Below are 19,829 nucleotides of genomic sequence, written 5' to 3'. Positions count from 1 at the left end.
ACGCCGTGGCGCAACGGGGCTCGGGCAGACGTGGGCGCTGACCGGCGACGAACCCGACGCCTGGAAACTGAGCGTCGCGCGGCTGACAGCGCCCGCTCCGTTCTCGCTCTTCCCGGGCGTGCACCGCACGCTCGTGCCCTGGGGCGGTGACATCCGGCTCGAGATCGACGGGCGCACGCACGACGTACGACACGGCGACGCCGTGCGCTTCTCCGGGCAAGCGCAGACGCACCTCGTCGCGCTCGACCGCCCCTGCCACGCCGTGAACCTCCTGGCATCCGGGAGCGAGCCGACCCTCGTCACGGTCGCCGCCGGCGCCCGGTTCGACGACGCCGCGATCGCGCTCGTCACCGAGGCGAGCGACGTCGCCGCGCGCTTCGACGTGATCCGGCTCGACCCGCGAGAACCGCTGCCCTCGATCGGCGTGGTCGTGCGCTTCGACGGGGACTGACCCGTTCGCGTCGATCCTTCTAGGCTGGACTCATGTCCCGACTGCAGGCCGACGCTCCCGCCGACCGCTGGGTAGCCGTCACGGGCTCCCTCGGATTCCGTGGCCGCCGCCACCGCAAAGCGGCCATCGGCATGCTGCTGAATCAGGCGAACTCCGCGGCGGGTTCGACACCGCGGCCGGGCGGCGGCGCCTTCGCCTGGATCCTGAGCCAGGCGGCGCCCTTGCTCATGCGCCGCGCGGCGGGCCGCGTGCTCGTCTGGGTATGGAAGAGCGACCCCGAGCTGCTCGTCGTCATGGCGCAGCTGCAGGAGGCGACCCCGCAACTGCGGACGGCCCGGGCGATGATGCCGATGGAGTACGACGACACCGAGTCGTTCCGCAGCCCCTACCTCGGGATGGGCGAGAAGCTCGCGATGCCGCTGCCGACCAGTCCCCAGACGCCGCCGTTCGCGACCTACACGTGGGACACGGGCACGCACTTCGTGACGGTCACGGCGGTCTGCTCCGACCGCGAGCGCTTCGGCACGATCATCGGCGCCGTCGACGACGTCGCGCGCACGATCCGCATCGTCGACGACCTGAAGCTCGGCGAGTCGCCGAGCGTGCTCCGGCTCGATCCGGCCTGAGTCAGCCTGCGTCGAGGCGCCGTCGGCCATGCGGCGCCGGCGCCACCGACGCGCCCGGACGCACCTCGCAGTCGATCAGCCGGTGCACGCGTCCGGGCTCGGCTCCCGCCATACGGGCGATCAACACCTCGGTGGCCAAGCGCCCCATCTCTCGCGATGGCGTCTCGAACGTCGTGACCGGGGGATCTACGAGCGAGGTGACTGCCGACTCGACCGCGATGCCCACCACCGACATATCGCGGGGGATGACCAATCCGCGGGCACGAAGCTCGTGCACGATGGCGAATGATGCGGTGGCGTGCATGACGACGAGTGCGGTGGTCTCGGGCGCCGTGGCCGCGAGCTGAGCGACGATACCCGCGCCGGGCGTCCCGGACGGCGCATCGGGATCGAGGACCCGGGGCACGGTGAACACCTCGCCATGGAGGTCGCGGCGCGACATCTCTGCTCGGAAGATGTCGGCGACGCGCAACGGCGGCGCATAGGAGGCCAGGGCGGTGGCCGAGAAGTCCTCGACGACCAGGCCGATGCACCGATGCCCCTCGCCCGCGAGCAGATCGATGGCGTGGGCGACGGTGCTCTCGAAGTCGATGTCGACGAAATCCATCCCCTCGAGCTCTCCCGTGCGCCCGATCAGGACGAACGGCGAGTTCGCCTCTTGCAAGGCGCGCACACGGGCGTCGTCGTATCGCACCTCGAGCAGCAGGACTCCTCCGGCCGCCCCCGTCGTGGTGAGGGAGGTGATCTCGCGCGCCTCATCGTCGGAGTGCACGGGCCACAGCACGAGGTTGTAGCCGGCGGCGGCCGCCGCCCCCGCGGCCGCTTCGACGAAACCGTAGTGGTTGCGGTCGATGATCGGGTGGATCATCGCGATCACGTGCGAACGACGCGAGGCCAGCGCGCGGGCCAGCGCGTTGCGCCGATAACCGAGTTCATCGATGGCGCGTTGGATGCGCTCGCGCGTCTCGGCCGTGACGGGTTTCGTGTCGTTGACGACGAAGGACACCGTCGAGATCGACACGCCCGCGCGGTCAGCGACCTGCTGCATGGTGACCATGCCGGTGTCCTCTCGAATGCGTGAACCCCACACTAGCCCTCGGCAACTTTTGGTCAAGCGCTTGACTACGCCCATGACGCGCAGCAGACTGTCTGCCAGCGCTCGGTGGACGCGGCCGCCTCGGTCTCGCCCGGGCCTCTCTTCGCGGGAGAGGTCAAGCGCTTGACCGGCACCCGCCGACCCACCCGTAGCAAAGGAGCTCACTCGTGAAGAAGACCCCTCTCGCCGTCGCCCTCGTCGGCGCCGGCGCACTCGCCGCAACCCTTGCGGGATGCTCCGGCGGAAGCGGATCCGCCGCCGGCGGCGCTGACGCGAAGAACCTCACGATCGAGGACTACTACCAGGACAACTACGACCCGATCTACCAGGAGTGCGCCGAGAAGGTGGGCGCCACCGTCACCATCAACCACGTCGCCGGCGCCGGCCTCATCGCCAAGGTTCTGCAGCAGGCCTCCTCGAAGACGCTTCCCGACGTGCTGATGCTCGACAACCCCGATGTCCAGCAGATCGCGAAGTCGGGCGCCATCTCGCCGCTGAAGAACTACGGCATCGACGGCGGCGACGCGGTGCAGGGCGTCATCGACGCGGGCACCTACGACGGCGAACTGTATGGCCTGGTGCCCGTCACGAATTCCATCGCGCTCTACTACAACACCGACATGCTCACCGCCGCGGGCATCGAGCCCCCGAAGACCTGGGACGAACTGCGCGCCGCCGCGAAGACGCTCACCGACTCGGCATCCGGTCGTTACGGGTTCGCCATGAGCAACATCAACACCTACGAGGGCACCTGGCAGTTCCTGCCCTTCTTCTGGTCGAACGGGGGCGACGAGAAGGACATCGCGACCCCCGAGGCGGCGCAGGCCCTGCAGTTCATCGTCGACCTGCAGAACGACGGATCGATGTCGCAGAGCTCGGTGTCGTGGGCGCAAGCCGATGTGAAGGACCAGTTCGTGGCGGGCAAGGCAGCGATGATGGTCAACGGGCCGTGGCAGCTGCCGGCGCTGAACGAGGCCACCGAGAAGAGCGGACTGCACTTCGACAGCGTTCCCATCCCCACGCGCACGTCGTCGCAGACCACCATCGCCCCGCTGGGCGGCGAAGCATTCACCGTGCCGAACACCGGCGACAAAGACAAGATGGCGCTCTCCGGTGCGTTCGTGAAGTGCCTGGGCGAGCCCGACATGCAGAAGACGATCGCCAAGGTCACCGGAAACGTCCCCACCGACAAGAAGGCCGGCGCCGAGTGGGCCGCCGCGAACCCGCAGGTCGCATCGTTCGTGACGACCGTGCAGACCGCCCGCGCTCGCACCGGCGAGCTGGGCGACGCCTGGCCGAAGGCGGCGACGGCCATCTACACCGCCGTTCAGAACGCCCTCACCGGCAAGGCCTCGCCCGCCGACGCCCTGTCGCAGGCGCAGGCCGAGAACAAGTAGGAGCCGTGGTCGGCGCGGCCCCGCGCCGCGTCGACCACCGCCCCACGAAAGGAGGTCACCGATGACCGTTCCCGCCCGGCTTCCCGCCGGCCCGATCCCGTCGCTGCGCCGCAACCGCCGCCTGGCGACCTCGCTGTCGGCCTGGCTGTTCGTCCTTCCGGCCGTCGTGTTCGTCGGCGTGTTCTTCGGCTACCCGATCGTGAAGAACATCGTGATGTCGTTCCAGGACTACACGACCGCGACCTTCTTCACCGGGGAGGCCCCCTGGACGGGCCTGACCAACTACATCGAAGTCTTCAGCAGCTCGCTATTCGGCACGACACTGCTGAACACGGCCCTGTTCACCGTCGGCTCGATCTCGGTGCAGTTCGTCATCGGTCTGGCCCTCGCCCTTTTCTTCAAACGGAACTTCCCGCTCTCGGGCTTCCTCCGCTCGCTTCTGCTGCTGCCGTGGCTGCTGCCGCTCATCGCTTCGAGCGCCGTGTGGAAGTGGATCCTCGACCAGGACAGCGGGGCGCTGAACCAATTCCTCGGTCTCTTCGGCATCGCCCCGGTGCCGTGGCTGGTCAGCCCGAGCCTGGCTCTGGTCGCGGTCATCGGCGTGAACATCTGGCTCGGCATCCCGTTCAACACCACGATCCTCTACAGCGGCCTGCAGGCCGTGCCCGACGAACTGTACGAGGCGGCCTCGCTCGACGGCGCCACCGGGTGGCGAGCGTTCTGGTACATCACCTGGCCCAGCATCCGCTCCGTCGTGAGCGTCGTGATCGTGCTGGGCGTTGTCTACACGCTGAAAGTGGTCGACATCATCCTCGGCCTCACCGGCGGCGGGCCCGCCAACTCGACACAGACCCTGGCGACCTGGGCGTACGAGAAGTCCTTCGTGCAGTTCTCGTTCGGCGGCGGCGCCGCGGTGAGCAACATCCTCATCGCCGTCTCGCTCGTCTTCGCTGTGGTCTACCTCTCCCTCAACCGGAAGCCGGTGGACGAATGACCACGCGCACCATCCTCCTCGCCGACCGGCCCGCCCGGTCCCCCCGCCGCAGCTGGCCGTTGACGGCGCTGGGCGTGCTGTTCCTCGCCGTGATGATCTTCCCGGTCTACTGGATGGTCAACAGCAGCCTGCAAGCCACCTCGGGGGCGGCGTCCACGACCTGGCTCCCCATCGACATCTCGTTCGCGGGATACGAGACCGCGTGGGCCGATCAGGCTCCCAACTTCGTCACGAGCCTGATCGTGGCCCTGGGAACCGTCGTACTCACGCTCGTGATCGCCACCCCCGCGGCCTACGGTCTGGCCCGCTTCACGCTCCCCGGCATGACCCCGTTCATCTTCGTGCTGTTGATCACGCAGATGATCCCGACGATCGTCATCGCCAATGCGCTCTACACGCTGTTCAACGACATCGGTCTGCTCAACAGCCACCTGGGCCTGATCCTGGCCGACAGCGCGGCGCAGGTCCCGTTCGCGGTGCTGCTCATCCGGGCGTTCATGACCTCGATCCCCCACAGCCTGGTCGAGGCCGCCTATGTCGACGGTGCCACCCACCTGCGCGCGTTCGTGTCGATCGTGGTGCCGATCAGTCGCAACGCCCTCGTCACGGCGGGGCTCTTCACCTTCCTCGGCGCGTGGGGCGACTTCCTCTTCGCCCTCACGCTCACCAGCACGCCGACCGTGCGCCCCATCACGCTCGGCATCTACAACTACCTCAGCGCGAACGTGCAGCAGTGGGGGCCCGTCATGGCCACGGCCGTGCTGGCCTCGCTCCCGGCCGCCGTGCTGCTCATCCTCGCCCAGCGCTACATCGCGGCGGGCGCCCTCGGCGGCGCGATCAAGTAATCCCCGCGGTCGCATCGCTGCGGCCGTCGGACCCACCCCACGAAAGGAGACCCGCATGTCCCCCACCCCCGACCGTCCCCTCCGCGTCGTCGTCTGGAGCGAGAACCGCCACGAGCAGGTCGACGCCCGCGTCGCCGAGATCTACCCCGACGGCCTGCACGGCGCCATCCGCTCCGGCATCGAAGACAACCTCGGCGAGCGCGTGGAGGTGACCACCGCTCTGCTCGACGATCCCGAGCACGGGCTGAGCGAAGAGCTGCTGGCGCAGACCGACGTGCTGACGTGGTGGGGCCACGCCGCGCACGCCGAGGTGTCCGACGAGATCGTCGAGCGCGTGCACCGACACGTCCTCGACGGGATGGGCCTGGTGGTGCTGCACTCGGGGCATTGGTCGAAGATCTTCGTCAAGCTCATGGGCACCTCGTGCACCCTGCGCTGGCGCAGCGAGCACGATCGCGAGCTCGTGTGGACCGTCGACCCCACCCACCCCATCGCCCAGGGTGTGCCGCACCCGATCGAGATCCCCGAGCAAGAGATGTACGGCGAGCGCTTCGACGTCCCCGCTCCCGACGAGATCATCTTCCTCAGCACCTTCAGCGGCGGCGAGGTGTTCCGCAGCGGCATCACCTACCGTCGCGGCAACGGCAAGATCTTCTACTTCAGCCCCGGCGACCAGGACTACCCCGTCTATCACCACCGCGACGTGCGGCGCGTCATCGCCAACGGCGTCGAGTGGGCGGCATCCGTCCGTCCCTCGCGCGAGACCCCGGTGCTGCTGCGTTACGACACCGGCGACTTCTTCACCGGTCATGGTTACCAGGGCGCCATGCACAACAAGGACGACGAGGAATGAGCGGGTTCCGCACCCTGACGACCGATCGCACGGTGCGCCTCGTGCAGGTGGGGGCGGGAGCGATGGGGCGGGCCTGGCTCGAGGCCATCGCCGAGCACGCGGGTGCCGAACTGGTGGGGCTCGTCGACATCGATCTGGCCCACGCCGAACGCGTGGCTGCCGACGTCGGCGGCGACGTCGTGGTCGGCACAGATGTCGTCGAGGTCGCGACCCGCGCGGGCGCCGACGCGGTGATCGACGTCACGGTTCCGCAAGCGCATCACGCCGTGAACACCGCGGCACTGCTCGCGGGCTTCCCGGTGCTCTGCGAGAAGCCCATCGCCCCCAGCGTGGCCGAGACCCTCTCGCTCGTGGCGGCGGCGGAGCTCTCGGGCGAGTTGCTGATGACGAGCCAGTCGCGGCGGTACTATCCCGAGCTCGCGGCCTTCCGCACGGCGATCGACGGCATCGGAGGCGCCGGGCTGCTGAGCGTGGAGTTCTTCAAAGCGCCGCGTTTCGGCGGATTCCGGGATGCCATGGCCCACCCGCTTCTGATCGACATGGCCATCCACGCCTTCGACGTGGCGCGCTACCTCATCGACTCCGAGCCGGTGCGCGTGGACTGCCGCAGCTGGAACCCCGCGTGGAGCTGGTATGCGGGAGACGCGGCGGCCAGCGCGACGTTCGAGTTCGCCGGCGGCGAGCGATTCGTCTACACCGGCAGTTGGTGCAGCCCCGGGCTCGAGACGTCATGGAACGGCAGCTGGCGGGCCAGCGGCCCCGGCGGGACCGCCCTGTGGGACGGCGACAACGCGCCGACCACCGCAGACGGCGAGGCCGTGGCCCTCGACGCCGACGGTCCCCGCGAGATCCGCGGAGCGCTGGCGGAGTTCCTCGAGGTGCTGCGCACCGGACGCGTACCCTCGGGCGAGGTGCACGCGAACGTGCGGAGCCTGGCGATGGTCGAAGCCGCCGTGCGTTCCGCCGAGGAACGCGTGGAGGTCGGACTCGACCGCGTGCTCGACGATGCCTACGCGCGCGCTCTCGCCGACGAGACGCGCGAGGACGTGCGGGCACGCCTGCAGTCCTGGGGATCCGCCGCCGCCCTCGGGGGCCGCGCATGACGAATCCCGGCCCCGTCGCACCCCGGCGCACGCGCCTGCGCCCGCTCGGTCCCGACGAGGTGCGCCTGGGCGATGGCACATGGGGAGCATGGCAGCGCCGAACGGGAGCGGTGACGCTGAGGCACGGCATCCGGATGCTCGAGCGCGAGGGGGCGCTCGACAACCTCCGTCGCCTCGTGGGTCGCTCCGCGGCGCCATTTCGGGGGATGGTCTTCCAAGACAGCGACGTGCACAAGATGCTCGAAGCGGTCGCGTGGGAGCTGGGCCGGGTCGACGACCCGGTGCTGCGCGCCTTCTTCGACGAGACCGTCTCGCTGCTGGAAGGCGTGCAGCGCGACGACGGGTACCTGAACTCGGCGTTCCAGCGCGACGACGCCCCGGCACCGACGTGGACCGACTTCGCCCACGGCCACGAGCTGTACTGCGCGGGCCATCTGATCCAGGCCGGCGTCGCCGCCCGGCGCGCGATGGGCGACGACCGACTCCTCGCCGTGGCGGTGCGTCTGGCCGACCACATCGCTGAGCGCTTCGGCGGCGCGGACTCGTCCGCGTACCCCGGGCATCCTGAGATCGAGTACGCCCTCGTCGAGTTGTACCGCCTCACCGGCGATCGACGTCACCTCGACACCGCGCGCGCGTTCATCGACCGCCGCGGGGCCGGATGGCTCGGTCCGGGAATGTTCGGCGCCGCCTACCTGCAAGACGACGCGCCCGTGCGTGAGACGACGACACTGCGCGGGCACGCGGTGCGCGCGCTGTACCTGAACGCCGGGGCGACCGACGTCGCGATCGAGACCGGCGACGACGAGCTGCTCGCGGTCATGCGCGCGCAGTGGGACGACCTCGTCGCGCGCCGGATGTACCTGACCGGCGGCACCGGCTCGCGCCACCGCGACGAGGCGTTCGGCGATGCGTACGAGCTGCCGCCCGACCGTTCGTACTCCGAGACCTGCGCGGGGATCGCGCTGATGCATTGGGGATGGCGGATGCTGCTCGCCACCGGCGACTCGCGCTACCTCGAACCGGTCGAGACGGCGCTGTACAACGTCGTCGCCGCCGGGATCGGCGACGACGGCGCGAGCTTCTTCTACAGCAACCCCCTGCAGCTGCGCGGCGATCACGTCGCCGGCCAGGAAGAAGCCACCGCACGACGCCTGCCGTGGTACGCGTGCGCGTGCTGCCCACCGAACCTCATGCGCACCTTCGCCTCGATCGAGGCGCTCGTCGCCGTGGCCGCCCCGGGCGAACTGCGCATCGCGAACTACACCCGCGCGCACATCGACACCGACGCCCCCGAGGCCCGTGTCGTGCTCGACATCGACACCGCCTACCCGCGGGACTCCCGAGTGCGCATCGTCGTGCACGAGATGCCGAGCGGCGTCGCCCTGCTGCTGCGGATGCCGCAGTGGTGCCGCCGCGCCGACCTGCGCGTCGACGGCGTCGTTCGCGCCTTCGACGCCCGCGACGGATGGGTGCGGATCGCGGGAGACGTGGCATCCGGAACCGTGATCGAGCTCTCGCTCGAGATGCCCGTCGACGTCGTCGCCGCGCATCCGCGGGCCGACGCCATGCGGGGCACCGTGGCCGTGCGGCGCGGACCGGTCGTGTACTGCCTCGAACAGCGTGACAACACCGCCGATATCGAAAGCTGCCTGATCGATCCCGCCGTCGTCATCCGCCCTGGCGCCGCCGACGGAACCGCGCTCGGTCCCTTGTTGCACGCGAACGGGGCCTCACGGGATCGGGATGCGGCAGAGCCGCTCTACGCGACCTGGCCCCGATCCGCGCGCCCTCTCGAAGCCGAAGAACTGATCCTGCGCCCGTACGCGTCGTGGGGCAATGCCGCCCCGGGCGCGATGCGGGTGTGGATTCCTCTCACGGCCGCGGACGACCGTGCCGCACCCCTCGACGAAGGAGACCGACGATGACCTCCCCCACCCTGAACATCGCCATGATCGGCCACGGCTTCATGGGCGCCGCGCATTCCCAGGCCTACCGGGTCGCCCCGAGGTTCTTCGACCTGCCCGTCACTCCGCGTATGGCGCTGCTCGTGGGCCGCCGCGCAGATGCGGCCGCCGCCGCGGCCGAGCGCTGGGGGTGGGACGAGTCGGGAAACGAATGGCGCGCGGCCATCGAACGCGACGACATCGACCTGATCGACATCGGCACCCCGGGCGACTCGCACGCCGAGATCGCGATCGCCGCCCTCGAGGCCGGCAAACACGTGCTGTGCGAGAAGCCCCTCGCCAACACCCTGGCCGAGGCCGAGGCGATGGCCGTGGCGGCCGAACGGGCCCGTGCCCGTGGCATCCGGTCGATGGTGGGGTTCACCTACCGCCGTGTTCCCGCGATCGCCTTCGCGCGTCGACTGGTCGCCCAGGGGGCTCTCGGGCAGATCCGCGAGGTGCGCGGGCAGTACCTGCAGGACTGGCTGAGCGACCCGGGAAGCCCCATGACCTGGCGGCTGGACCGCGCGTCGGCGGGATCGGGAGCACTCGGCGACATCGGCGCGCACGTGATCGACCTCGCCTCGTACGTCACCGGTCTGTCGGTGCGGCGGGTGTCGGGCACCGTTGAGACGTTCGTCAGCGAGCGACCTCTCGCCGGCGGCCGCGGACTCGGGGCGTCGGCCGGCGCCGACGAAGGCGGTACGGGCCGGGTGACGGTCGACGACGCCGCCTGGTTCACAACCCGCTACGACAGCGGCGCGATCGGGGCTTTCGAAGCCAGCCGCTTCGCCACCGGACGCAAGAACGCGCTGCGCCTGGAGATCTCGGGCGATCGGGGAGCCCTGGCATTCGACTTCGAACGGCAGAACGAACTCGAGGTCTACGACGCCACCCAGGCCGCCGATCGGCAGGGTTTCCGCCGCATCCTCACGACGGAACCCGAGCACCCGTACGCCGGTGCCTGGTGGCCCACCGGTCACGGTCTCGGCTACGAGCACGCCTTCACGCATCAGATCGTCGACCTCGTCTCCGACATCGCCGAAGAGCGCGACCCGTCGCCGTCGTTCGCCGAAGGGCTCTCCGTGCAACGGGTGCTCGACGCGGTCGAGGTCAGCGCGGCGGCGGAGTCGCGATGGGTCGACGTCGCGGGAGCCTGAGCCGGCGCTTCGCGATGCGCCTGAGCCGTCGCCTCGCGCGGCTCGCCGCGTCACGAGAACAGGCTGTGTGCGCAGAACAGGCCGATTCGAGCAGAGTCGGCCTGTTCTCGTCGCGCGGCCTGTTCTCGTCGCGCGGCGCAGATGCCGGGCGAGAGCCGGACGTCAGTCGCCGTGCACGTCGCGCGGACGCCACAGCACGATGTCGGTGGCGCGGCGCACGCGCGCGCCGTGGCGGAGCGTCACCACCGAACCCGTCGCCCCGGCCGCGAACACGCGCGCTCCCGGGCGCGACTGACGTTCGGCGACGAGCTGGCGCTCGAGGTCGTTCACCCGCCGCGCCAGGTCGTGCACCTGCTGTTCGAGGGTGAGCAACCTCGCGATCGCCGGCAGACTCATACCCTCGCCCGACAGGCGGGCGACCTCCCGCAGCTGCTGCACATGGCGGCTCGAGTAGCGCCTCGACCCGCCCTGGGTGCGTGCGGGCACGACGAGTCCGAGCCGGTCGTACTGCCGCAGCGTCTGCGGGTGCATGTTCGACAGCTCGGCCCGCGGCGGCGATGGCGAAGATCGGTGCGTCTTCGTCGAGTTCTCTTCCGGACACGTCCGCTCCTCTCCGTCGTGTCGATCGGGGTCCCGGCATCCTGATTCCGGATGCCGAGACCCCGGCCTCGTGTGGTGTTACCGCGCCTTGGCCATCAGGTCGGCGCGGGGGTTCTCTTTGGGTTCGAGCTCGTGGAAGCGCTCGAGGGCCTCGCGGGCGGCGTCGTCGAGGTGCGCCGGCACCGCGACCTGGACTTCGGCGAGCAGGTCGCCGGAGCCCTTGGACGACTGGATGCCGCGCCCCTTGACACGCAGGACCCGTCCCGACGGGGTGCCGGGAGCGACACGCAGTCGCACCGGGTCGCCGCCGAGCGTGGGCACCTCGATGGTCGCGCCGAGGGCGGCCTCGGTGAAGGTGACGGGGACCGTCACGCGCAGGTTGAGACCGTCACGCGTGAACACGGGGTGCGGGCGGACCGCGACGGTCACGACGATGTCGCCGTTCTCACCGCCGTCGGGCGAGGGCCGCCCGCGACCGCGCAGACGGATCTTCTGCCCGTCGGAGACGCCCGCCGGGATCTTCACCTTGAACGGCACGCCGTCTTCGCCCTGCAAGGTGATGGTCTCGCCCTTGGCCGCGGTGACGAAGTCGATCGTCGTCCGGGCGGTGACGTCGGCACCCCGCTGGGGGCCGCCGAAGCCGCGGAACCCGCCCGTGGTCTGACCGAACCGGCCGGATCCGAAGCCCCCGCCGCCCTGCTGGTCGAACATCGAGAAGATATCCTCGAAGCCGCCCTGGGGCTGACCGCGCCCCTGCCCGAATCGGCTGAAGACATCGTCGAACCCGCCACCGGCACCGGCCCCCGGAGCCGAGAAGCGCGCCCCCGAGCCCATGGCCCGGATCTGGTCGTACTCCTCGCGCTGCTCGGGGTCGTTGAGCACCGAGTAGGCCTCGCTGATCTCCTTGAACGTGGCCTCCGCCTTGGCGTCGCCCGGGTTCGAGTCGGGGTGGTACTGACGCGCGAGCTTGCGGTACGTCTTCTTCAGATCGGCCGCACTGACGCTCTTGTCGACACCGAGGACCTTGTAGAAGTCCTTGTCGAACCAGTCCTGACTCGCCATGTGTCCTCCTATTCGGCCGGCACGGCGACGACGACCTTCGCGGGTCGCAGCTCGACCGAGCCGAGGCGGTAGCCGACCTCGACGACCTCGAGGATCGTCGTCTCGGTCACGCCCGGAGTCGGGGCCTGGAAGATCGCCTCGTGCTGCTGCGGGTCGAACACGTCGCCGACGGCGCCGTACGACACCACGCCGAGGCGCTCCGCCACGGCGCGCACCTTGTCGCCGATCGCGGCGAGGGGGCTGCCCTCGACGAGGTCGCCGTGCTTGGCGGCGCGGTCGAGGTCGTCCATGACGGGCAGCAGGCCCTTCACGGCCTCGCCCTTCGCCCGCTCGATCTCGCGCTCGCGCTGCTCCTCGGTGCGCCGACGGTAGTTGGCGTACTCGGCCTGCAGGCGCTTGAGGTCGATCAGCAGGGACGCTTCCTTGTCGGAGCCGGCCCCTTCGGCCGCGGCCTCGGGGGTCTGATCGGCGCCCAGGATGTCATCGATGGTGAACTCCTCGGCATCCGGCTGCCCGCCCGACGGCACGGGGCCGGAGGTGTTCTCCTCCGGCCCCGTCTCGTCAGGACCGGCGCCCGAGCCCGTGGGCTGTTCGTCGTCCTTGTCAACCATGTTCTTCGCTTACTTCTTGTTCTCGTCGGTGTCGTCGTCGACGACCTCGGCGTCGATGACGTCTTCCTCGGGGTTCGGCGTCTCGCCGTTGCCGGGCTGGCCCACGTTGGGGTCGGCGGGCTCACCGGCGGCCTGCGACGAGGCGTAGATGGCCTCACCGAGCTTGCCCTGGCTGGCGTTCAGCTTGTCGTACGCGGTCTTGACCGCGTCGTCGTCGTCTCCGGCGAGAGCCGTCTTGAGCGCGTCGACATCGGCCTGCACGTCGTTCTTGACCTCGGCGGGAAGCTTGTCTTCGTTCTCTTTGATCAGCTTCTCGATCGAGTACGACAGGGTCTCGGCCTGGTTGCGGGTCTCGGCGGACTCGCGGCGCTTCTTGTCTTCCGCGGCGTTCTCCTCGGCCTCGCGCACCATGCGCTCGATGTCCTCCTTGGGCAGCGACGAGCCGCCCGTGATGGTCATCGACTGCTCCTTGCCGGTGCCCTTGTCCTTCGCCGAGACGTGCACGATGCCGTTCGCGTCGATGTCGAAGGTGACCTCCACCTGCGGGATGCCACGGGGAGCCGGGGCGATGCCGGTGAGCTCGAAGGTACCGAGCGGCTTGTTGTCGCGGGTGAACTCGCGCTCGCCCTGGAAGACCTGGATCGCGACCGACGGCTGGTTGTCGTCGGCGGTGGTGAAGGTCTCGCTGCGCTTGGTGGGGATGGCGGTGTTGCGCTCGATGAGCTTGGTCATGATGCCGCCCTTGGTCTCGATACCGAGGCTCAGGGGGGTGACGTCGATGAGCAGCACGTCCTTGCGCTCGCCCTTGAGGACACCGGCCTGCAGGGCTGCGCCCACCGCCACGACCTCGTCGGGGTTCACACCCTTGTTGGCATCCTTGCCCGTCTCCTTCTTGACGAGCTCGGCGACCGCCGGCATGCGGGTCGAACCACCGACGAGCACGACGTGGGCAATGTCGCCGACCTTGACGCCGGCCTCGCGGATGACGTCGGAGAAGGGCTTGCGGGTGCGGTCGAGGAGGTCCTTGGTGAGGTCCTCGAACTTGGCACGCGTGATCGTCTCGCTCAGCGACACGGGGCCGGAGTCGGTCAGCGACAGGTACGGCAGGTTGATGGAGGTCGAGGTCGAGCTCGACAGCTCCTTCTTGGCCTGCTCAGCCGCTTCCTTCAGACGCTGCAGGGCGATCTTGTCACCCGAGACGTCGACACCGGTGGTGTCCTTGAACTGCTTGATCAGGTAGTCGACGAGACGCTGGTCCCAGTCGTCGCCGCCCAGGCGGTTGTCGCCGGCGGTGGCGCGCACCTGGATGGTCGAGAAGTCGTCGTCCTTGCCCACCTCGAGCAGCGAGACGTCGAAGGTTCCGCCACCGAGGTCGAACACGAGGATGAGCTCGTCTTCCTTGCCCTTGTCGAGGCCGTACGCGAGGGCCGCGGCGGTGGGCTCGTTGATGATGCGCAGGACGTTCAGGCCCGCGATCTCACCGGCCTCCTTGGTGGCCTGACGCTCGGCGTCGTTGAAGTAGGCGGGGACGGTGATGACGGCATCCGTCACGCTGTCGCCCAGGTACTCCTCGGCGTCGCGCTTGAGCTTCTGCAGGATGCGGGCCGAGATCTCCTGGGGCGTCCACTTCTTGCCGTCGACGTCGAAGGTCCAGGTCGTGCCCATGTGGCGCTTGACGCTGGAGATGGTGCGGTCGACGTTGGTGACGGCCTGGCGCTTGGCGGTCTCGCCGACGAGCACCTCGCCGTCCTTCGTGAACGCGACGACCGAGGGGGGTCGTGCGGAAACCCTCGGCGTTGGCGATGACCTTGGGCTCGCCGCCCTCGAGGACGCTCACGACGGAGTTGGTCGTACCGAGGTCGATTCCCACTGCACGTGGCATTTGTGTCTCCTTGATTGTGAGCCGGCCGACGCCGGGCTCGGGGTTTCTCTGAAGTCTTCTCGCGGGGTTGAGCCGCGATGACTCAAGGCTATCGCAGGCGTTCCGAGGCGTCAAGCAGACTTGATATGAATCAACTCAACTTCCGGGGTCGCGCGCCGGCTCGACGCTGTGGCATCCCGGCGTGCCCCGCGCCGTGGCATCCCCGCCTCGGCATCCGCCCGAGCTTGGAGCGCGAGATGGCGTGCGGGGCGCGGTCTCTCCCGTCCCGGGCGGAACACCGCGCTGCGAACCCATGTCCTCCTCGCGCACACGACGACGCACCACCACCGCCGACCGCATGGAGGCGGGGAAGGATGGCTACGCCGAGGACCTCGCGGCTCCCCGGCGTCCGGGCCGTACGCACCGGCGCGGCGCGGGGCGCCCCGGACGGTCCACCCCTCAGCCCGCCCGGCGGGCGAGGTGCTCCGCGAGCGAGAACGACGGGGGCAGGTCGGCGCTGCGCCCGTCGACGACGAGATCGCGCACCAGTCGGCCGAAGACGGGGGCGAACTTGAACCCGTGCCCCGACAGGCCCGTGACCGTGACCACCCGCCCGTCGGCGCTGCGGTCGATGATCGGGACCCGGTCCGCCGTGTAGGCGTCGTGATGCGAGCTGAACCGGACGGGCTCGGGATTCATGTCGGGGAAGAACTCCCGGATCCGCAGCCCGAGCAGCCGCAGCTGCCGCGACGACAGGGTGGTCGGCAGGTCGGCGACCCGCCGCCCCTGCGCCATTCCGTCGTGCCCGGGACTGACCTTCACGCTGTAGCCGTCGAGCGTCGGCGCCCCGAAGACGTGCGCCGCGCCGATGTCGCGCATGAAGACGGGGAAGCGTTCCGGCTCGTAGGCGCGGATGTCCCGCGGCATGAACCACGTCAGGGCCAGCTGGCGCACGCTCACCAGCTCCGCCAGCGCGGGAACGAGCTCGGAGGCCCATGAGCCGGCCGCGATCACGACGACGCCGGCGGAGATCGCTCCCTGGGCCGTGCGGACGACGACTCCCCCGCGCTGCACCTCGATATCGAGCACCGGGCAGTGGTACAGCATGTCGACGCCCGCCCGCTCCGCGAGGTCGAGCGCTCCGAGGACGGACGCCTCCGGACGCAGACCGCCTCCCTGCGTGTCGAGGATCCCGATGTCGCTCTCGCGCGGGGCGTGCGGCGGGAAGGCCTCGCGAAGATCGTGCTGGTCGAGGACGCGGTGCGGGAGGTCGTGGCTCGCGATCGTCGCGAGGGTGGCCTGCATCTCCGGCTGATCCGGCGCGCCGATGCTGAGCGCCCCCACCGGGAGGAAGAGGGATCGGTCGGCCTCGTCCTGCAGCTCGTGCCAGAGCCGGCGGGCCTCGCGGAGGAGGGGCACGTAGACGTCCCCCTCCTTGTACGCGACGCGGAACAGCCGGGACTCGCCCGCGAACGAGCCGCGCCCGTGCGCGCGACCGTACTGCTCGATCCCGACTATGCGCGTCCCCGTCTCCCGGCTGAGGTGCCACAGGGCCATCGCGCCGACGGTCCCCGCGCCGACGACGACCACGTCGGCGGTCCGGATGAGGTCGGCGGTCACGCGAGCACCGGGACGTCCCACAGGTTGAGGGGGGTGCCGATCCCCCGGTCCCGCGCGTTCGCGAGCACCTGCGTCGCCCACGCCACGTCTTCCACGGGCATGCCCCCGATCGAGAAGAGCACGATCTCCTCGTCGCTGCGGCGTCCGCCCTGGCCCGACGCGAGGATCTTCCCGATGTCCTCCATCTCCTCGGGTGCCATGCGGCCCTCGTGGATCAGATCGGTGAAGTGGCATCCGACGATCGGGATGGACGCATACGTGGGATAGGGGAACTCGTCGGCCCACGCCTCGTACAGCCCCGTGTTGTCGACCACCGTGCGGACGTCGGGAGCGAGCAGCGCCTCGTCCAGCCTCACCGAGGACGGCATGGCGAGATACGCACCGGGGGCGACCCACTCCCGCCGCAGCTCCGGGTAGTTCTCGGGGGTGCCGCCGCTGGTCGTGCAGTAGGTGACGATGTCGGCGTCGCGGACGGCGTCCTCGTTGGTCGCCACGATCTCCACCCGCAGACCGGGGAACTCGCGCTCCGCCCACTCCCGGAACGCCTGCTCGCCGCGGGCCCCGCGGCCCTTGACCTTGACGAGCTCGATGCCGGGGCGCGCCACGATGAAGGACTGCAGGGCGGTGCGGGCCATCACCCCGGGGCCGACGATGCCGACGACGCGGGAGTCCTCGCGGGCGAACTGTCGCGCACCGACACCGGGGATCGCGCCCGTCCGCATCGCGCTGAGCAGGTTCGCCGACATGAGCGCCACGGGGGCGCCGGTCTCGACGTCGTTCAGCACGAAGAGGTGGATGGAGCGCGGCAGGCCCGCCTTCTTGTTCTCGACGTTGGACCCGTACCACTTCACCCCCGCGGCGTGGAAGTCGCCGCCGAGGTAGGCCGGCATCGCCATGAACCGCCGGTCCTCGGCGTTGCGCGGCATCCGGGGGAACAGCGGGGCGTCGGGGAACGTGACCATCGCACCGTGGGAGTCGGCGTTCTTGCCGGCCATCCGGTAGTCGCCGGCGCCGAGCACGCGGAACATCCGTTCCATCGTGTCGACGCACGCGGCCATGTCGGTCACCCCGGCCGCGACCATGTCGGGCTCGGACAGGTAGAGGAAGTCGATCCGCGTGCTCAGGTCGGTGGAGGTGTCTGTCGCGTCGACGGAGGTGTTCATGAGGGCGTTCCGTTCTCGGTCGGGGAGGGGGTCACAGCGCCGGGCGTGCGGCGGACCAGGGGCGGACGGACTCGAAGGCGGCGGCGGCCGCGAGGGCGTCGCCGTCGGCCCGATGCCGCGCCGCGATCTGCAGGCCCACGGGACGGCCGTCCTGTGTGAAGCCCGCCGGGACGGTGATGGCGGGCGAGGTGAGCATGTTGTACGGGTAGGTGAGCAGCCACCCCAGCAGCTGGCTCCGCAGGGGCGCGTCCTGGAGCCACGACGGCGCGAACTGCGAGAGCGGGAACGCCGCCGACGCCAGCGTGGGAGAGACGAGCAGGTCGTACTCGCGCATGAACTCCGTGAAGGTGGCGTACATCTTCGAGCGGAACACCTGTGCGCGACTGATCTCGACGGCCGTCAGCGCCGCGCCCTGTTCGTGGATCTCGATCAGGCGGTCATCGACCTGCCCGCTCATGGCACGCCAGTCCGGGAACACGTCGTAGTCGGAGGCGAAGCCGGGCACCCAGATGCCCTCCCACATCGCCTGCTCCGGCTGTCCCCAGTCCGGAGTCGCCTCGGTGACGGTCGCGCCGAGCTCCTCGAACGCGGCGACCGCCTCGCGGCAGATGCGCGCCACCTCCGGGTCGACGTACCCGACGTGGAGGTCGGGCGAGTATGCGACCCGCCACCCGGCGACAGACGTCGCGGCATCCGCACGGGGAGTGGGTTCCGCCGGCAGGCTCAGAGGGTCGGACGGGTCGAAGCCCGCCATGACGTCGTACATGAGCGCGGCGTCGGCGACGGTGCGCGTGAGGGGTCCGTGGAACACCCACGTCTCGTAGCTCGCGGGGAGCAGCGAGTGCGGAATCCGCCCGAGCGAGGGCTTCAGCCCGACGACGCCGCACATGGCCGCGGGGATCCGGACCGATCCCGCTCCGTCGGCGCCCTCCGCGAGGGGGACCATGCCGGCGGCGACGGCGGCGGCCGACCCTCCGGACGAGCCTCCCGCCGTGTGCCCGCTCTTCCACGGGTTGTGCGTGGGACCGTACAGGTGCCCGTCCGTGCCGCCGTAGTATCCCGCCTCGGGCGCGTTGGTGAGTCCGGTGAAGAGGCCGCCGGCGTCCTTGAGCCGCGTGACCACCACGGCGTCGCGCTCGGCGATCTCGTGGGCGAAGGGCTTCATGGCGTGCGTGGCGGGAAGGCCCGCCACCGAGGTGAGCGACTTGATGGCGAACGGCACTCCGTGCAGCGGTCCGAGCGGGGCGCCGGAGGCCTGCTTCGCGTCCAGGTCCGCGGCGTCGCGCAGCACCTGCGCACGGTCGAAGAAGACATAGGCGTTCAGGGCCGGATTGATCTGCTCGATGCGCGCGCAGGCGGCTTCGGCGACCTCGACCGCGGTCAGCTCGCCGTCGGCGATCCGCGCCGCGATCTGCGTGGCGGAAAGCCACGCGTACTCGTCCGCGGTCAATCGTGGCCGCCCGGCGGAGGCGTGAGCGGTGCCGCCGTCGGCCGGTGCGGTGGTTGTCGAGTCTGTCGATGTCATGGGAATCCCTTCGTGACGGGTGGAGAGGGAAGGAGCCCGACGATGTCGTGATCGTCAGGAGACGGACGCGGTCGGCACGACGACGGGGGTCCCGACGAGCCACCCGCCGTCGACGGCGAGGACCTCGCCGCAGATGTGGTCGGCGAGCGGTGACGCGAGGAAGAGCACGGAGTCCGCGATCTGCTCCGGCGTCGCCCAGCGCCCGTTCGGTGTCTGCCCCTCCAGCGCCGCGCGGATGTCGGGTCCGTAGATCGAGGTCATGTCGGTCTCGACGAACCCCGGAGCGACGCCGTTGACGTTGATGCCCTGAGCGGCGTAATCGATACCCGCCTGACGGGTGAAGTTCACGATCGCGGCCTTGCTCGCGCAGTAGGCGGCGAAGCCCGGGTTCGCCCGCAGCCCGCTGATGGAGGAGATGTTCACGATCTTCCCGCCGCGGTCCGCGGCCAGCATCGTGCGGATCACCGCTCGTGTGCAGAAGAAGGTGCCGTCGACGTTCACCGCGAACTGGTGACGCCAGACCTCGTCGGTCGTCTCGGTCGTGGTGCCGGAGTGCAGCACACCGGCGTTGTTCACGAGGATGTCGATCGGACGTTCGGCGGCGAGGGCCCCGATCACGGCGTCGACCTGGGCCGAGTCCGCGACGTCGAGCTCTCGGGACTCCGCGCGCCCGCCTCGGGCGCGGATCGCCGCCGAGCACGAGCGGTCCTCGGGCAGCGACCAGTCGGAACGGTCGAGGATCACGACCGAGGCGCCGGCCTCCGCGAGGCGCATCGAGACGGCCCGCCCGATCCCGCGGGATCCTCCGGTCACGAGCGCGGTCTTCCCGGACAGATCGATCATCGTCCTGCCTCCGTCGCCGAGTCTGCGGCGCCGTCGGCGACCGCCGTGGCGGCCCCGATCCGGGGCCGCCACG

The 19,829-nt window shown here is 70.1% G+C and carries 16 protein-coding genes and 2 pseudogenes; 9 read left to right on the top strand and 9 right to left on the bottom strand.

Translation table 11 applies throughout. From position 1 onward, the window contains the following. Nucleotides 1–37 precede the first annotated feature (37 nt). Nucleotides 38–451 carry a HutD family protein gene (locus QE412_RS13560; RefSeq protein WP_307487209.1) on the top strand — a complete coding sequence of 138 codons (414 nt, stop codon included), beginning with the start codon at nucleotides 38–40 and terminating at the stop codon, nucleotides 449–451. 32 nt (nucleotides 452–483) lie between these two features. Further along, complete coding sequence (locus QE412_RS13555) at nucleotides 484–1,077, top strand: hypothetical protein (protein WP_307484729.1); 594 nt, start codon at nucleotides 484–486, stop codon at nucleotides 1,075–1,077. A 1-nt stretch (nucleotide 1,078) separates the two neighbouring features. Here QE412_RS13555 and QE412_RS13550 read toward each other — a convergent pair whose 3' ends face one another. After that, a complete protein-coding gene (locus QE412_RS13550) occupies nucleotides 1,079–2,134 on the bottom strand; it encodes a LacI family DNA-binding transcriptional regulator (protein WP_307484726.1) in 1,056 nt (351 codons plus the stop codon). Between the two features lie 206 nt (nucleotides 2,135–2,340). Between QE412_RS13550 and QE412_RS13545 the strand changes: the two genes are divergently transcribed. The 7 genes from QE412_RS13545 (at nucleotide 2,341) to QE412_RS13515 (ending at nucleotide 10,471) form a co-directional block, all read left to right on the top strand. Continuing rightward, the gene (locus QE412_RS13545; RefSeq protein ID WP_307484723.1) at nucleotides 2,341–3,570 is read left to right on the top strand and encodes a sugar ABC transporter substrate-binding protein; all 1,230 of its coding nucleotides are present in this window, start codon (nucleotides 2,341–2,343) and stop codon (nucleotides 3,568–3,570) included. Between the two features lie 61 nt (nucleotides 3,571–3,631). After that, nucleotides 3,632–4,564, top strand: coding sequence for a carbohydrate ABC transporter permease (locus QE412_RS13540; RefSeq protein WP_307484720.1), 933 nt, complete (start codon nucleotides 3,632–3,634; stop codon nucleotides 4,562–4,564). Continuing rightward, on the top strand, nucleotides 4,561–5,409 hold the full coding sequence (locus QE412_RS13535; RefSeq protein WP_307484717.1) for a carbohydrate ABC transporter permease: 849 nt from the start codon (nucleotides 4,561–4,563) through the stop codon (nucleotides 5,407–5,409). Before QE412_RS13540 ends, QE412_RS13535 begins: the two co-directional genes overlap by 4 nt. Nucleotides 5,410–5,464: 55 nt before the next feature. Then, nucleotides 5,465–6,262, top strand: coding sequence for a ThuA domain-containing protein (locus QE412_RS13530; protein ID WP_307484714.1), 798 nt, complete (start codon nucleotides 5,465–5,467; stop codon nucleotides 6,260–6,262). Next, a complete protein-coding gene (locus QE412_RS13525; RefSeq protein WP_307484711.1) occupies nucleotides 6,259–7,365 on the top strand; it encodes a Gfo/Idh/MocA family protein in 1,107 nt (368 codons plus the stop codon). Before QE412_RS13530 ends, QE412_RS13525 begins: the two co-directional genes overlap by 4 nt. Continuing rightward, nucleotides 7,362–9,293: a glycoside hydrolase family 127 protein gene (locus tag QE412_RS13520; RefSeq protein ID WP_307484707.1), complete on the top strand. Its 1,932-nt coding sequence runs from the start codon at nucleotides 7,362–7,364 to the stop codon at nucleotides 9,291–9,293. The genes QE412_RS13525 and QE412_RS13520 overlap by 4 nt, the downstream gene beginning before the upstream one ends. After that, complete coding sequence (locus QE412_RS13515; RefSeq protein WP_307484703.1) at nucleotides 9,290–10,471, top strand: Gfo/Idh/MocA family protein; 1,182 nt, start codon at nucleotides 9,290–9,292, stop codon at nucleotides 10,469–10,471. The genes QE412_RS13520 and QE412_RS13515 overlap by 4 nt, the downstream gene beginning before the upstream one ends. Before the next feature lie 162 nt (nucleotides 10,472–10,633). Here QE412_RS13515 and QE412_RS13510 read toward each other — a convergent pair. The 8 genes and pseudogenes from QE412_RS13510 to QE412_RS13475 form a co-directional block, all read right to left on the bottom strand. Continuing rightward, nucleotides 10,634–11,111, bottom strand: a pseudogene (locus QE412_RS13510) (heat shock protein transcriptional repressor HspR). A gap of 38 nt (nucleotides 11,112–11,149) precedes the next feature. Continuing rightward, complete coding sequence (locus QE412_RS13505; protein WP_307484701.1) at nucleotides 11,150–12,133, bottom strand: DnaJ C-terminal domain-containing protein; 984 nt, start codon at nucleotides 12,131–12,133, stop codon at nucleotides 11,150–11,152. A gap of 8 nt (nucleotides 12,134–12,141) precedes the next feature. After that, the gene (locus QE412_RS13500) at nucleotides 12,142–12,744 is read right to left on the bottom strand and encodes a nucleotide exchange factor GrpE (RefSeq protein WP_307484698.1); all 603 of its coding nucleotides are present in this window, start codon (nucleotides 12,742–12,744) and stop codon (nucleotides 12,142–12,144) included. A gap of 9 nt (nucleotides 12,745–12,753) precedes the next feature. Further along, nucleotides 12,754–14,626: pseudogene (gene dnaK, locus QE412_RS13495) on the bottom strand (molecular chaperone DnaK). Nucleotides 14,627–15,064: 438 nt separating this feature from the next. Continuing rightward, on the bottom strand, nucleotides 15,065–16,225 hold the full coding sequence (solA, locus tag QE412_RS13490) for an N-methyl-L-tryptophan oxidase (protein ID WP_307484696.1): 1,161 nt from the start codon (nucleotides 16,223–16,225) through the stop codon (nucleotides 15,065–15,067). Then, nucleotides 16,222–17,388 carry a tyramine oxidase subunit B gene (locus tag QE412_RS13485; protein WP_307484694.1) on the bottom strand — a complete coding sequence of 389 codons (1,167 nt, stop codon included), beginning with the start codon at nucleotides 17,386–17,388 and terminating at the stop codon, nucleotides 16,222–16,224. Before QE412_RS13485 ends, solA begins: the two co-directional genes overlap by 4 nt. A gap of 31 nt (nucleotides 17,389–17,419) precedes the next feature. Then, nucleotides 17,420–18,913: an amidase gene (locus QE412_RS13480; protein ID WP_307484691.1), complete on the bottom strand. Its 1,494-nt coding sequence runs from the start codon at nucleotides 18,911–18,913 to the stop codon at nucleotides 17,420–17,422. A gap of 54 nt (nucleotides 18,914–18,967) precedes the next feature. Further along, nucleotides 18,968–19,756, bottom strand: a complete 789-nt coding sequence (locus tag QE412_RS13475) for an SDR family NAD(P)-dependent oxidoreductase (RefSeq protein ID WP_307484689.1) — start codon at nucleotides 19,754–19,756, stop codon at nucleotides 18,968–18,970. Nucleotides 19,757–19,829 lie beyond the last annotated feature (73 nt).

The sequence above is a fragment of the Microbacterium trichothecenolyticum genome, assembly GCF_030818955.1.
Lineage (GTDB): Bacteria > Actinomycetota > Actinomycetes > Actinomycetales > Microbacteriaceae > Microbacterium > Microbacterium trichothecenolyticum_B.
Note: the sequence above shows the minus strand (reverse complement) of the source record. Positions and strands in the feature narration are given on the sequence as shown.

Bases quoted from the DNA above. Each gene is read 5' to 3' on its own strand.
- QE412_RS13555 (WP_307484729.1), top strand. From the start codon at position 484: ATGTCCCGACTGCAGGCCGACGCTCCCGCCGACCGCTGGGTAGCCGTC.
- QE412_RS13550 (WP_307484726.1), bottom strand. From the start codon at position 2,134: ATGGTCACCATGCAGCAGGTCGCTGACCGCGCGGGCGTGTCGATCTCG.
- QE412_RS13540 (WP_307484720.1), top strand. From the start codon at position 3,632: ATGACCGTTCCCGCCCGGCTTCCCGCCGGCCCGATCCCGTCGCTGCGC.
- QE412_RS13535 (WP_307484717.1), top strand. From the start codon at position 4,561: ATGACCACGCGCACCATCCTCCTCGCCGACCGGCCCGCCCGGTCCCCC.
- QE412_RS13530 (WP_307484714.1), top strand. From the start codon at position 5,465: ATGTCCCCCACCCCCGACCGTCCCCTCCGCGTCGTCGTCTGGAGCGAG.
- QE412_RS13525 (WP_307484711.1), top strand. From the start codon at position 6,259: ATGAGCGGGTTCCGCACCCTGACGACCGATCGCACGGTGCGCCTCGTG.
- QE412_RS13520 (WP_307484707.1), top strand. From the start codon at position 7,362: ATGACGAATCCCGGCCCCGTCGCACCCCGGCGCACGCGCCTGCGCCCG.
- QE412_RS13515 (WP_307484703.1), top strand. From the start codon at position 9,290: ATGACCTCCCCCACCCTGAACATCGCCATGATCGGCCACGGCTTCATG.
- QE412_RS13505 (WP_307484701.1), bottom strand. From the start codon at position 12,133: ATGGCGAGTCAGGACTGGTTCGACAAGGACTTCTACAAGGTCCTCGGT.
- QE412_RS13500 (WP_307484698.1), bottom strand. From the start codon at position 12,744: ATGGTTGACAAGGACGACGAACAGCCCACGGGCTCGGGCGCCGGTCCT.
- QE412_RS13485 (WP_307484694.1), bottom strand. From the start codon at position 17,388: ATGAACACCTCCGTCGACGCGACAGACACCTCCACCGACCTGAGCACG.
- QE412_RS13480 (WP_307484691.1), bottom strand. From the start codon at position 18,913: ATGACATCGACAGACTCGACAACCACCGCACCGGCCGACGGCGGCACC.
- QE412_RS13475 (WP_307484689.1), bottom strand. From the start codon at position 19,756: ATGATCGATCTGTCCGGGAAGACCGCGCTCGTGACCGGAGGATCCCGC.